This is a genomic window from Pseudoalteromonas sp. G4, assembly GCF_028875915.1.
Classification (GTDB): domain Bacteria; phylum Pseudomonadota; class Gammaproteobacteria; order Enterobacterales; family Alteromonadaceae; genus Pseudoalteromonas.
The window spans coordinates 1-13281 of the sequence record NZ_JAPEHW010000050.1 but is presented as its reverse complement, the minus strand read 5'-3'; the positions used below and the strand labels follow the sequence as shown (position 1 = coordinate 13281).

The 13281-nt window shown below is 41.3% G+C and carries 12 protein-coding genes; 9 read left to right on the top strand and 3 right to left on the bottom strand.

Annotation, left to right across the window (positions count from 1 at the left end; translation table 11 throughout):
• Window positions 1-61 precede the first annotated feature (61 nt).
• The 3 genes from ON073_RS14030 to ON073_RS14020 all read right to left on the bottom strand — a co-directional run bounded on the left by ON073_RS14030 (window position 62) and on the right by ON073_RS14020 (window position 4003).
• Window positions 62-1015, bottom strand: a complete 954-nt coding sequence (locus tag ON073_RS14030; RefSeq protein WP_274762508.1) for a hypothetical protein — start codon at window positions 1013-1015, stop codon at window positions 62-64.
• A gap of 159 nt (window positions 1016-1174) precedes the next feature.
• Window positions 1175-2950 carry a DUF885 domain-containing protein gene (locus ON073_RS14025; protein ID WP_274762507.1) on the bottom strand — a complete coding sequence of 592 codons (1776 nt, stop codon included), beginning with the start codon at window positions 2948-2950 and terminating at the stop codon, window positions 1175-1177.
• Between the two features lie 108 nt (window positions 2951-3058).
• Window positions 3059-4003 (bottom strand): D-2-hydroxyacid dehydrogenase, encoded by a 945-nt coding sequence (locus ON073_RS14020; RefSeq protein ID WP_274762505.1) that lies wholly within the window; start codon window positions 4001-4003, stop codon window positions 3059-3061.
• Window positions 4004-4095: 92 nt separating this feature from the next.
• On the opposite strand from ON073_RS14020, the gene zntR reads away from it, so the two are divergent.
• The 9 genes from zntR to ON073_RS13975 all read left to right on the top strand — a co-directional run.
• Entirely contained in the window at window positions 4096-4509 is a 414-nt protein-coding gene (gene zntR / locus ON073_RS14015; RefSeq protein WP_274762504.1) for a Zn(2+)-responsive transcriptional regulator, read from the top strand.
• Window positions 4496-5764: an SO_0444 family Cu/Zn efflux transporter gene (locus tag ON073_RS14010; protein ID WP_274762503.1), complete on the top strand. Its 1269-nt coding sequence runs from the start codon at window positions 4496-4498 to the stop codon at window positions 5762-5764. Before zntR ends, ON073_RS14010 begins: the two co-directional genes overlap by 14 nt.
• Before the next feature lie 208 nt (window positions 5765-5972).
• A complete protein-coding gene (locus ON073_RS14005) occupies window positions 5973-7391 on the top strand; it encodes an imelysin family protein (protein WP_274762502.1) in 1419 nt (472 codons plus the stop codon).
• Window positions 7392-7453: 62 nt separating this feature from the next.
• A complete protein-coding gene (locus ON073_RS14000) occupies window positions 7454-9109 on the top strand; it encodes a di-heme oxidoreductase family protein (protein ID WP_274762501.1) in 1656 nt (551 codons plus the stop codon).
• Window positions 9106-10512 (top strand): di-heme oxidoreductase family protein, encoded by a 1407-nt coding sequence (locus ON073_RS13995; RefSeq protein ID WP_274762500.1) that lies wholly within the window; start codon window positions 9106-9108, stop codon window positions 10510-10512. The genes ON073_RS14000 and ON073_RS13995 overlap by 4 nt, the downstream gene beginning before the upstream one ends.
• 10 nt (window positions 10513-10522) lie before the next feature.
• Complete coding sequence (locus ON073_RS13990) at window positions 10523-11665, top strand: imelysin family protein (protein ID WP_274762499.1); 1143 nt, start codon at window positions 10523-10525, stop codon at window positions 11663-11665.
• Between the two features lie 2 nt (window positions 11666-11667).
• Complete coding sequence (locus ON073_RS13985; RefSeq protein WP_274762498.1) at window positions 11668-11937, top strand: hypothetical protein; 270 nt, start codon at window positions 11668-11670, stop codon at window positions 11935-11937.
• Between the two features lie 8 nt (window positions 11938-11945).
• A complete protein-coding gene (locus ON073_RS13980) occupies window positions 11946-12719 on the top strand; it encodes a DUF1513 domain-containing protein (protein ID WP_274762497.1) in 774 nt (257 codons plus the stop codon).
• A gap of 81 nt (window positions 12720-12800) precedes the next feature.
• Window positions 12801-13281 (top strand): 1-acyl-sn-glycerol-3-phosphate acyltransferase (locus tag ON073_RS13975; RefSeq protein ID WP_274762496.1); only part of this gene is annotated, 481 nt, incomplete at its 3' end.

Sequence of the window (13281 nt, the reverse complement as noted above, 5' to 3'; positions counted from 1 at the left end):
GTGGTTAAAAATTAAGCAGTTAGAAGGGCTGGTTTAAACCAGCTCTTTTTTTAAATTCAGCTTAAATAATATCAACAATATATTGTTTGCTGTTTAGCATATCCCACGAGCGTGAACTGACTTCAGCAAGTGGCATTTGTTTTGGCCCACTCACTTCACCTACAAGGTATTTTAAGCCATTAATTTCAATGTGCTTATCTTCTTTGCGAATAGGTAAATTTAAGCCAATTAACGCATGTTTAGGTGTGCTTATCATGGCAATGGTTAAGCGTGGGTAAATTGCTTTCAAAATTGCACTGGTAAGTACTAGTTTACTGTCAACATCGCCGTATTCTTGGCGGATCAGCTTTAATGGTGGCTTAAAGTTTTCACCGCTATTATGAAAACGGTCAGGTAATTCTGAAGCTGGCATAGATTGCACCCAGCCTAAAATAAAATTAATGATAGTTTGTGGCCTAACATTATTGCCAAACTTGGCGATTACCGCTTCACGAATTGGAGTGATGTAGTTGTAAGACTCTTTAACAAATCGAGGTAGGTCAGGTCTTACCGCATCGGTTGCCCAAATAGCTTCTAAATCTGCGTAATAGTGTTTTTTTAAATAGCTTTTACGTGCACTTTGCTTAGCATTTTCAACACGGGTTTCTACTTCATTTAATAAGACTTTATCATCGCTAAATACTTTGTATTCAATGCTGCGCTCTTTACGTGTGGTTTCGAGGCGGTACTTGCGACGGTCAAACTCTTTGATGGTATTCATTACCTTAACGTTAATTTTGTCGAGATATTCTTGGTCGTTAAAACCTTTAAAGCGGCGGTAATGGTTAAACAATTGATCATTTGAGTAAGTAAAATTGAGTTTTTGCTCATTGCCTTGATAATCACGCCATGAGTAATAAAACGTTTGCTGTTCTTTTTCTTGTGAAACTTGTCTATCAGCTGCAAAGCAAGTTGCGGTGAGTGAGCTTAATCCAATAACAACAGTTACGGCTAAACTGCGTAAAAGTCTATCCATTGCCTCTTCCATACGGGGTGGTTATCTATTTAATGGGAATTGTGTTAAATATTCATAAGCTTAGTCAAGATGTTGTGATAGAACGAAATAATTTTCTGACAATTCTATTATCCACAAAAAAGGAAGCGGGAGCTTCCTTCTACATTCTCTAATCTGAACTTACTTATCCATTAAGGCGCGGATATATTTCACTGGTGAACTTCCGTAACTTAAAAACTCTTCGTGGAAGGCTTTTAAATTAAAGTCGTCACCTAGCTTTGCTTTTTGCTCTTCACGGAAATCGTAGATTTCACGGTAACCTGTGTAGTAACTTGTTAACTGCACTTGGCTAAGTGTTGCACGGCGCCACTTTCCTTCAGCTTCTGCGCGCTCTTGGAAGGCGCCATTCATCAGTAAATCAAGGCCTTGCTCTTTGCTAATTCCTTCTACTTGAATTTGGTAATCCAAAATCGTGTTACAAATTACACGTAAGTTCCATTTGTAGTACATTAGCCACATTTCAGGCTCAAAGTTGCCATAACCTTCTTCAAGCATCATGCGCTCGGTGTAAACAGCCCAGCCTTCAATCATGGCGCCGTTACCCAAAATACTTTTAATTAACGACGGTGATTCATTTGAATACACCAATTGAGTGTAATGACCTGGGATTGCCTCATGAATATTTAAGATTTGCAAAATCCAGTGGTTGTATTCTTTTAAATAAGATTCGGCTTGCTCTTCACTCATATTATCGAGCGGAGTCACATTGTAATAGGTGTTTTCTTTTTTCGCATAAGGACCCGGAGCACTGATTGATGCGCCAGCAAAACCGCGCATGTAATCTGGCGTTTCTCGCACAACAAGTGGCTTTTCAGGATCAAGCGTGATTAAGTCTTTTTCTTTAATAAAGGCTTCTAGCTCAGGGATTTGTTTTTTAATTTCTGCGACAAAATCGTCACGCTTTACGTGTTTTACCGCTAAGTGATTAATTAATGTTGCAATGGCCTTTTGTGGCTCATTTGGCATCGCCTTATTAGCAAAGTATTTTGGCCAAAGCTGCTCGGTGATTTTTAGCATTTCAACAGTAACACGGGCTTTATCATCCAGTGCTTTTTGGTAAACCTGTTTTGCGGTGTAACCAGATTGAATATCAAACGCAAATTTCTGCTCGTAAAGCTCCTCACCAATTCTAAATGAACGAGCACTGTTGTTTGCAACGAGATCGGCTTCAAGCTTAGTTAAAAAGTCGATGTAGTCATTAATTGCATTTGTAGCTGCTTTAAAGCGCGTTTCAAATAGTTGTTTATCGGCGTCTGATAGGTTTGATGTTTTTGCTTTATTAAATAAGTCTTTATTTAAAACACTAAAGGCACCTTTGTTTTGGCTGATTGCCAGTTGGGTATATTCAAGTGTTGGTGTATCAATGTTTGACTTAGCTGCAGCATAGTATGCTGGCACATTTTCAAGGCGCTTCAGCACTTTGGCTATTTTGCTATTGTCATCGTCAAAACGACTATTCATGATCTGCGCAAAACCGCCTGCAACATTATAGTTTGACGGATTCCACTGCCACGATTTGAAAGTCTCAACAGACCAAATTGTTTCTTTTAATAGATTTTCAATTAAGTAGTAATCAGTTTTTAAATTAGCGGGTAACTTTTCAAGGTTAAACTGCTTAAGCTTAGCAAGTTGCGTATTGGCAAACTTAAGGTCATTTATACGACTTTGTGCATCAGGCACGGTAAGGATGTGGTCGTATTTGCCATAGCCTGCATATTGTGACCACTCAGGGCTGTGACGCCATAAGTCTTCAATAAATTGAGCTGAAAATGCTTCAAATGCAGCTGCTTGAGATTGTTGCTGGCTAACAACTGTATCATTGTTCGTGTTTGCGTTTTGACAAGCAGTCAGGCCAAGTGCTGCCACCAAGGCTAAACTTAATGCTGTTTTTTTCATTGTGAGTCCCTAAAGTGAATTATAAAAGCGGCTAACAATAACTAAGCCGTATTAAAAGCAGTGTAACAACTTTGTTTAAAAATCGAAGTTTTTTCGATAGTTAGTCAACTATACGCGATTACGCATTTGACCCTCTTGAAATGCCGTAATATTGAGTGCGATTTGCTTGATTAAGCGAGATATTGATTGATTGCTTGCCCATGCAATATGTGGAGTAAGTAATAAATTATCCCCTTTATATTGAATCAGCGGGTTACTTTGCTCGGCGGGCTCTTTGCTAAGTACATCGGTTGCAGCACCTGCTATTTTTTTGTTAATAAGCGCATTTGCTAAGGCGCTTTCGTTAACAATGCCGCCACGAGCTGTGTTGATAAGTACCGCTGTTGGTTTCATTAAGGCAAATTCATTTGTGCTGATTAAATTTTCGGTATCTGCATTAAGCGGGCAGTGGATTGAAATGATGTCAGCGCGTTTCAATGCGTCTTCAAATGCCACGCGTCCGTCACGCACAGGGCTGTTTTTACGCTCGCTAATAAGTACATCAATGCCAAACGCGCTTGCCGCCTTTGCAACGGCGGAGCCTAAATCGCCATAGCCAATGAGTGCCATTTTCAAACCTGCCACTTCATTAATCGAATGATCTAAAAAGCAAAAATGCTGTGCCTTTTGCCATTGGCCGCTTTTACAATCAGTAATGTAGTTGTGGGTATTGCCAAGTAAATTAAACAGTAACGCAAAGGTGTGCTGTACCACACTGGCGGTTGAGTAACCGGCAACATTAGTCACCGCAATACCTTGTTGTTTTGCGGCAACTAAATCAACGTTATTGGTGCCAGTAGCTGCGATGCAAATCAGTTTTACAGAGCTTAATTGTGTTAGAGCTTCTTGGTTTAACACAACTTTATTGGTAATCACCACATCAAACCCTTGGCAGCGTTCAACAACTTGAGATTGAAGTGTATTATCAAAGGTTGTGATATTGGGGCTCAGTTCGTTTAACGGTGATAAGTCACCATTTTCAATTGTTGCGTAGTCGAGAATAACAATTTTCATAATTTTTAATAATCGATTTGACTTTGGAGTTAACTCTAGGGTTTATACTCATTAGGAAAGTTAGATTTAGTGTATCTTAATTAGGTTATCAAATGGTAAAAATAGGTGAAATTGCAAAGCGTTTAGGTGTGTCTACCGACACGCTTCGATACTATGAAAAGCAAGGTATTCTTGCATCGTCAGGGCGAAGTGAATCTGGTTACCGTTTATATACCGAGCAAGATATTGCGCAACTGGCATTTGTTATTCGCGCAAAAGATGTTGGCTTTACATTAAATGAAATAAAAGAGTTGTTAGCGATTAAAGTTGATAAGCAAAGTCACAGTTGTGAACAAGTAAAGCAGTTCACCAGCGAGAAGATTAGCCAAGTTGAGCGTAAAATCACTGAAATGAATGCCATTCTTAATTCACTAAAGCTGCTTCATAAGTCATGTTGTGGCGGCGACGAACCCGCCATTCACTGTTCGATTTTATCAGCACTTGAGGTACAAAATGACGCTAGTTAATAACTTTATTGAGCTCTTTATAATTTCAGCGCCTTGGCTGTTATTAGGTTTATTTATTGCGGCACTCATTAATGTGTATTTACCCACCGATTTCTTAAATCGTCATTTAGGTAAAGAGGGATTTGCTACCACCATAAAGGCAGCATTAATAGGTGCGCCGATGCCGCTTTGCTCTTGTGGGGTTATTCCTGCTGCACTTGGTTTAAGGCGTGCAGGTGCATCAAAGAGTGCGACAACCGCATTTTTAGTTTCAACGCCAGAAACAGGGGTTGATTCGATTTCAGTGTCGTATGTGTTACTCGGGCCATTTATGGCAGTTATTCGTCCAATCGCGGCTGTGACCAGTGCTATTACGGCAGGCTTATTGGTGGGTGGTGAAAAGGCTAAAGCAATAATTGAAAAGAGTTCTCCAACAGATGAGCAAGCGCCATCTGTAGCAAATTCAGAGCAAGTAAAGAAATCGTGCTGTAGCAAAAAAACAGTATCAACAGATATTAATGAAAGCGTGGCAGAAGCTAAAGCTACCACCTCGTGCTGCGGTACAAAACCTGCTGTGATAAAAGAGGTATCAACATGCTGCGACAGCGCAAATAAAGCCGTTGAAGATGAAATTAAACCACAAACATCGTGTTGTGAATCTGACGAAAAACCAGCAAAGCAAGTGACTGAATCGTCATGCTGTGCCAGTAAAAAGCAAGCAACTGAAAGTTCAATGCAAAAGCTAAAACGTGCCTTTGCTTTTAGCGCGAATAAATTACTCAGTGATACAGCAAAGTGGCTTATGATCGGTTTGTTTTTCGCAGCATTGGTGCAAACCTATGTGCCACAAGATTACCTTCAGCAATATGGTAGTGGCATATGGGCGATGTTAATTGTTATTTTAATCAGTATACCAATGTACGTGTGTGCCACAGCATCAACGCCTATTGCGGCTGGTTTATTGATGTCTGGTGTAAGCCCAGGAGCTGCCTTGGTATTTATGCTGGCAGGGCCTGCTACTAATGTGGCAACCCTTGGCGTGGTGGCAAGTGAATTAGGTAAACGTGCGGTTGCAGCTTATTTAAGTGGTGTTATTGGCGTTGCATTAGTGTTTGGTTTTATTACTGATTATTTAGTTGAGCGGTATGGATTTGAAATTGCGCCCTCATTGCAAGCCTCTCATCATGTGCTGCCAATGTGGTTAGAATATTTCGCAGGTGTTGTTCTTGCCTTGTTGTTACTGCGCTTGGTTTGGTTAAAAGTCATTAAAAAATAGTTGGTTATTCAAAATATTGAAGGAGCTTGCGAGCTCCTTTTTTTATGGCTCGGAAAATGTTTATTTAAAATTAAAAATACAAAAAGATAAATAAAAAATAAAATAATTTAAATGATAATGATTTCTGTTATTGATCTAATTTGTTTTGAGTTTTAGAATGCTGCGCAGTTTTACTTTACTCATAATTAGAAAATCAGGAATTAACATAATGAAAAAAATAGCTAATTTTGCGCTTTCTTCTTTATGTGTTGCGATGCTTGCAGCATGTGGTGGTGACGATGGCAAAGACGGTATTGATGGCGCTGTAGGTGCAGCAGGTACTGATGGTACAAATGGCGTTTCTACTTTTGTAACTGAAAAAGACGTTGTTATCACCAATGCTCAGCATGCTTACGCAGTTTATGCTGATTCTCTAATTGCTGCTAAACAGCTTAAAAATACGCTTGAACAATTTGTAGCAAGTCCAACCGATGAAAACTTCACAGCAGCAAAAAATGCTTGGTTAGATGCACGTGAACCTTATGGCCAATCTGAGGTATATCGTTTTCGTGAAGGGCCAATTGATAACTTAACAAGCGATGAGAATGGCAATCCAGTATTGGTCGCGGAAGAAGGCCCTGAAGGGGCGATTAATGCATGGCCATTAGCTGAAGCGTTAATTGATTACACCGTTGATATGGATGGTGCTCAATTACCTGAAAACCCAGCAACATTGCCTGTCGGTGGCAATATTATTGCGGATATTGCTGAATTCCCTGAAATCACAAAAGCACTGCTTGCTGAGCAGTTTGAACGTGGCGACGATGAAGCGAATGTGACATCGGGTTATCACGCGATTGAATTTTTACTTTGGGGTCAAGATTTAAACGTTGATGGTTCCTACACACCAAACCGTGATTACAGCGCGGGTTACCGTAAAGTAAATGATTACTTCACAACTACTACTGGTATGGGTGAATGTACTTCGGGTGTTGATAATATTGTTGATTCATCAATTTGTGAGCGTCGTGGCGACTACCTTATTGCGGCAGCTGACTTACTAATTGATGACTTACAAGGTGTAGTTGATGCATGGACGCCGGGCTCTGGTTTCCATTATGTGGAATTTACTAAAGATGAAAATGTAAAAATGTCTTTAGCAAAAATTCTTGAAGGCATGGGACGTTTAAGTTTCGGTGAATTAGCAGGTGAGCGTATGAGTATTGCGCTTAGAACCGACTCTCAAGAAGATGAGCATTCATGTTTTTCAGACAATACACACCGCGATATTTTCTTAAATGCGAAGGGAATTCAAAATGCATTTAACGGTGCCTATCAGCGAATGGATGGTGAAACCTTAGAAGGTGCAAGCATTTATGATTTATTGGTGGTTGATGGTTCTCATGAACTAGCTAATGAATTACGTGCGGCAATTGAAGACACTATGGCGAAAGCGGCTGTTATCGATACCAATGCAAAATTGGGTTATTCATTTGATGTACAAATTCAACATGCTGACTTAAAACAGCCAGTGACCAATACAATCGAAGCATTAAAGTCACAAACCCAAGTGATCAAAAAAGCGATTGAAGCACTTGAAGTAACTACTGGTGATCTTGAACAAGATACTGAAGAGTTTGAAGGCTAATCATCGTTAACACATAAATAGCGCTGCTTATTGCAGCGCTATTTTCGTTTCTAGGGGCATTTATGAAGCGACACATTTTTCTTTCAAGTTTAGTTTTTGCTGTTGTTGGTTGCGGTGGTTCATCAACAACAACAGAGCCAGTACCAGATAAACCAAATCCGCCAAGTGCTGCTCTGCCAGGGCAACCAAATGATGGTTTAGCGCCAATTAGTCAAAGCGAACCGGATGCGAGTGAGCATTTATCCGGTGGTGATGCAACGAGCAGTGTATTTAACGAAGATGCCTTCAGCCAATCCGCACCAACTATCCGTAATGACTTTGAACTTGATGCTGTTTTTAAGTCGGGTGATCACTTATTTAGGGGCGCACATAAAGGGCTTGGACCTGTATTTAACAATCCTACGTGTCAGGGGTGCCACATTAAAGATGGCCGCGGTGAAGTGCCAAGCAGCAAAAACATTGCGATGACCAGTATGTTTCTGCGCATCAGCGATGAGAATGGCCAGCCTGATGCGATTTATGGTGACCAGCTACAAACCTTTGGTGAGGTGTTTGGTTTTCCAACAGGAGCGCTGCCGAAATTTAATGGCGCGTTAGATGAAGGCCTTGCTTATGGTGAAGCGTATGCATTTGTTGAATATGAAACGCTCACAGGGCAGTTTGCTGATGGCGAAAGTTACGAGCTGCGTAAACCGATTTATAAAGTAACCGATTTATCTTATGGCCCATTTAACGAAACAGTGCGATTTTCAGCGCGTGTTTCGCCGGCGATTTTTGGCTCAGGCTTATTACATGCCATTCCAGAAGAGTATATCACTAGCTATGCTGACCCAGATGATGTTGATAACAATGGCATTTCAGGTCGCGCAGTTTACGTGACGGAACCCATTTCAGAACAAACTAAGCTAGCTCGCTTTGGTTATAAGCTGGGCACAGCATCCGTACTTCAGCAAATTGCCGGTGCTTACCGTGGTGATATGGGCGTAACAAACCGTATTAATCAAGATGAGCCATGTACAGAAAATCAAATAGCCTGTATAGAACAAGCTTCGCTTGAACAAGATAGCGAAGCGCTAGGCTTAGATCTCAATGATTTAGACCTTGCGCAGGTGGAATTTTATAACCGCTTGCTTGCTGTGCCAAAGCGCCGTGGTTTTGACAGTGAAACAAACACTTGGCAAGACGATATTGTGAAAGGTCGCGCGTTATTTTTTGCTGCTAACTGTGATGGCTGCCATGTACCACGTCATAAAACCACTGAAGCGCCAGCGAGTTTGTTGGGCGATGTCGATATTCTTGGTTTTAAAGGTACCAGTACACCTATTGCAGTGCTAAGTGAGCAAGTTATTTATCCCTACACCGATTTACTGCTCCATGATATGGGCGGTGAATGTGCGCCAATTAGCAAAGAAAATGCGCAAGGTGGCAGTTGCCAAACAGGAGAAAACTGTATTTATGTGCAGCGCTGTGAAGGGCTTGCTGATAACCGCCCAGAAGGCAGTGCCTCAGGTACTGAGTGGCGAACAGCGCCGCTTTGGGGCTTAGGACTTGTGAAAAAAGTAAATGCTAGAGCAACATTTTTACATGATGGTCGTGCGCGCAGCATTAGCGAAGCCATTTTATGGCATGGCGGTGAAGCCGAAAAAGCCAAACAAGCATATTTGGCGATGGCAAAAGATGACCGTGAATTACTGCTCGCTTTTCTAAATTCGCTATGATTAAAAACACATTTTGTAGCGTATTTTGTTTCGCTTTATTGCTGTGTGGTTGTACTGAGAAAAAGGTACCTGAATTTTCAAAAAGCGAGTTACGCCCCGGCGGTGACACCACGCTTAAACGCATTAATACACGTACTTTTATTCACCCATCGGAAAATCTCGACCTAGATCAGCAACTGGATTTTTGGGATGGATTTTCGTTTTTCCGCGACCCATGGGTTGCTGCACCCGCAGCAACCACAGACCGAGATGGCTTAGGGCCGCTTTATAATGCACGCTCATGTAAAGCCTGCCATATCCGTGGTGGACGCGGAAAATTAGTTGGTGAAGGCATACATTCACCTATGGCCTTACTGTTTCGCTTGGGGCATTCACAAAATGGTGATGCTGTTGATAAGCATTATGGCGGGCAGTTTCAACCTTTTGCTATTAAGTTAGCTAAACCGGCAAGCTTGGTAGCTGAAGGTAAAGTAAAAATTCAATATGAAACATTGACCGGTCATTATGCTGACGGCACAGCTTATCAACTGACTAAGCCAAGTTATCAATTGGTTGATTTAGGTTATGGTGAATTAGAGCCATCGACGGTGCTTTCACCGCGGTATGCACCAGCACTTTATGGCATGGGGTTATTAGATGCGATCAGTGAAGCTGACTTACTGTCGCAACAAGATATTAATGACCAAAACAAGGATGGTATCTCGGCTAAATACAACCGTGTAGTGAATCCAAAAACACAGCAGCGCGAACTCGGCCGCTTTGGTTTTAAAGCAAGTCAGGTCAGTTTAGCATCTCAAACTGCAGCCGCCTTTGTGAACGATATTGGCATTACCAATCCACTTTTTACTCAGGATACCTGCACTCAATCGCAATTATTGTGTCAACAAGCCTCATTTATGGGTGGTCATGATACTGCGCTTGAGATCCCCGAAAAGCTACACAAACTCACGGTATTTATGGGAGCGCATGTCGCTGTGCAACCAACCCGTAAGTTAACCTCAAAAAAAGCACAGCAGGGTAGAGCGCTTTTTTATTTAGCGAATTGCCATAGCTGCCATACGCCAAGTTACACCACCCAAAGTGATTACCCGATTAAAGAGCTCGCTAATCAAACTATTTGGCCCTACACCAATTTAGCCTTGCATGATATGGGCGAAGGGCTGGCCGATCACAAAGCCGAGGGGTTAGCGAATGGCCGCGAGTGGCGCACACCTCCTCTATGGGGCATAGGGCTTCAGCAAAAAGTACAAGGCTACCAAGCATTTCTCCATGACGGTAGAGCGAAAACAATCGCCGAAGCTATTTTATGGCACGGCGGTGAAGCCGAACAAGCAAAGTTGGCATTTGTAAATTTTGATCAACAACAGCGCGATGCGTTGATTTACTTTTTAAAACAAATTTAAGGGTAACCAAATGAAATTTAAGGCACTTACAGTATTGATAACCGCATCGCTCTTAACCGCATGTGGCGGTGGTGGCAGTGAAACCACAAAAGAAACAACGACAGTTACGCCACCCGTTGTTTCACTGACAAAAGATCAGGCGATGACTCAGTTACTAGAAGCGCAAGCCGACCACTATATTTTACCTGCCTATTCAGCGCTGGTGGATGAAGCTGACAAATTAGATGCAGCAAGCATTACATTTTGTGCTTACCCATCACCGAGCGAAAATGAATTGGCGACACTTAAAACTGCTTGGCTTAACGTGAGTAAAGCGTGGCAGTTTGCTAAAGCAGTTAAAATGGGCCCAGAGTCAGAGGAGTTCCGCCATTACCGCATGCAATTTTGGCCGGATAATAACAACGCTGTAAGTCGTGGTGTAGCTTCTCTTTTAGCAGCACAAGTTATTGATGCCAATGCGGTAGCAAGTTTACAAGACGGTGCGCAAGGCTTGCCAGCACTTGAGTTATTAATTTTTAACAACGATGAAGAAAGTGCACTGCTCACTGCTCAAAATAAAGAAGACCGCTGTTTAGCGGTAATGGCGATTGCTGCCAATGTTAAAACTATCGCAACGGAAATCTTAACGGCTTGGCAACAGCAAACCACAGGGTTTGTAAATGATTTTAAAAACGGCACAGGTGATTATGATACTAAGCAAGCGGTACTTGAGGACTTCGTGACCAACTGGTTTGAGTTAATTGAAGTGATTAAAGATAACAAATTGAACAATGTGAAAGGCACGCTTATTCCGGGCTATCCAGAAAAAGCAGAAGCCCATTTCAGCTTATCATCACTTGAAAATATTAAGGTTAATGTAGCGGCGTTAAAGGCGGCTTATCTTGCAGGCGACGGCTATGGTTTTGATGAGTACTTAAAAGACATTCATCAAAATACCAGCGTAAATGAAAAAATCTTGGCTTACTTTAATGAGCTTGAAACACTGTTAAATGCAATTGATAAACCTTTATCTCAAGCAGTTACAATCCAAGAAAGTCGCAATAAGTTATCACCACTTATCACTAAAATTGAAGAGTTTAGGCTTTACCTTTCAACTGACTTTATTCAGTTAACTGCGCTAAATCCAAACTTTAATTCTAATGATGGTGATTAAGTATGGAGCGTAGAACGTTTTTAAAAAGCCTAGCGCTGTGTGGCTTGAGTTTGTCGGTTGGGGCTAATTTGGTGGCATGCACAACAACCAAGCAATCACGCTTTGTTAGTGCAGCGTCAAATCATCAAGGTGAGCATTTTGTGGTGGCATTTGATGATGCTGGTAATTTATTAAATCAGGTGAAAATTGCTAACCGAGGCCATGATCTACTGATGCTCAATAATGAGCGTGTGGTGGCGTTTTTATTGTCGACCTTAAGAAAAACACCCTAGAAAATACCTTGAATGCTGAAGATGGCTTTCATTTTTATGGGCATGGGGTATTTGATGAAACGCGCAACTTATTGATCACGACAGAAAATCACATAGAAAATGCTAAGGGCTATTTAGTGTTTCGTGATGCAACGTCGTTTGAAGTTGTAAAACGAGTTGAAAGCGGCGGGATTGGCCCACACCAATTGGCATTAATGCCTGATGGTGAGCATATTGTGGTTGCCAATGGCGGAATTAAAACTCACCCAGAAAAAGGACGTGAGAAACTTAATCTCGATACGATGGTACCCAATCTCAGTTATGTGCATTTGAATTCGGGAAAAGTTGTTGAAACAGTGGCACCACCGCATTTCCAATTAAGCTTACGCCATTTGGCAGTTGCTAAAAGTGGTGAAGTGATTGTCGGCGCACAGTATCAGGGTAATTATCGCTATACCTGGCCGCTGGTATTTAGTCACAAGCGGGGAGGCGAGCTCAAGCCTCTTGGCGCAGAACCAGATTTTTGGTTGGCGTTTAATCAATACATTGCAAGCATCTCGATAAATGATAAAGAGAATCGCATTGCAGTCACTTCACCACGAGGTGGCGTTGTGGCGTTTTGGCAGCTCGATAATCATCACTTGATAAATCATAAACGTTTTGCAGATTGTGCGGGAGTGGCAAACACGCATGAGTCATTTATTGTTACTAATGGCAAAGGGCAGGTTGTAAGTAGCAATGAAAAATTACCTCTTTTTCAGTTACAAGCATTGCGGTTCGACAATCATTTAATTTACTCTTAACTGGTAAGAGATGTTAAATTTAGCCAAAAACAATAATGACAGGTAAAATGTTCGCCCTTTTCATATGCAGTAAACCAAGTTATGACTATTTCAAACGATAAATTTGCAGATATTCGCCCTTATAATGATGACGAAGTAGCCGCATCTGTTTCGCGACTTTTAAATGATGATGCATTTATCTCTGTAATTGCAGAGCATAACTTGCCATCTTGGTTGCGTGCTATCCCATTTCTTGGCAATTACTTAGTTAAGTCTAAGTTGCGTAACAAATATGGAAAATTTAAAACCGTTGATGAAGTGCAACAAGCTGTTGCACGTTATCTGGAGATTTTAGTAAAGCGCACTACATCTAAAGTAACGTTTTCTGGATTAGATAAGCTTGATAAAAATAAAGCGTATTTATTTATCTCAAATCACCGTGATATCGCGCTGGATCCAGCCTTTGTTAACTATGGTTTGTTCCAAAGTGATATGAAAACAGTGCGTATTGCAATTGGCGACAACCTGTTGCAAGTCCCTTATATGACGGAGCTAATGCGCTTAAATAAAAGCTTTATTGTAA

Coding starts and splice junctions, on each gene's coding strand:
- ON073_RS13990 (WP_274762499.1), top strand. CDS start 10,523: ATGAAATTTAAGGCACTTACAGTATTGATAACCGCATCGCTCTTAACC.
- ON073_RS14025 (WP_274762507.1), bottom strand. CDS start 2,950: ATGAAAAAAACAGCATTAAGTTTAGCCTTGGTGGCAGCACTTGGCCTG.
- ON073_RS14005 (WP_274762502.1), top strand. CDS start 5,973: ATGAAAAAAATAGCTAATTTTGCGCTTTCTTCTTTATGTGTTGCGATG.
- zntR (WP_274762504.1), top strand. CDS start 4,096: ATGGTAAAAATAGGTGAAATTGCAAAGCGTTTAGGTGTGTCTACCGAC.
- ON073_RS14030 (WP_274762508.1), bottom strand. CDS start 1,015: ATGGATAGACTTTTACGCAGTTTAGCCGTAACTGTTGTTATTGGATTA.
- ON073_RS14000 (WP_274762501.1), top strand. CDS start 7,454: ATGAAGCGACACATTTTTCTTTCAAGTTTAGTTTTTGCTGTTGTTGGT.
- ON073_RS13985 (WP_274762498.1), top strand. CDS start 11,668: ATGGAGCGTAGAACGTTTTTAAAAAGCCTAGCGCTGTGTGGCTTGAGT.
- ON073_RS14010 (WP_274762503.1), top strand. CDS start 4,496: ATGACGCTAGTTAATAACTTTATTGAGCTCTTTATAATTTCAGCGCCT.
- ON073_RS13995 (WP_274762500.1), top strand. CDS start 9,106: ATGATTAAAAACACATTTTGTAGCGTATTTTGTTTCGCTTTATTGCTG.
- ON073_RS14020 (WP_274762505.1), bottom strand. CDS start 4,003: ATGAAAATTGTTATTCTCGACTACGCAACAATTGAAAATGGTGACTTA.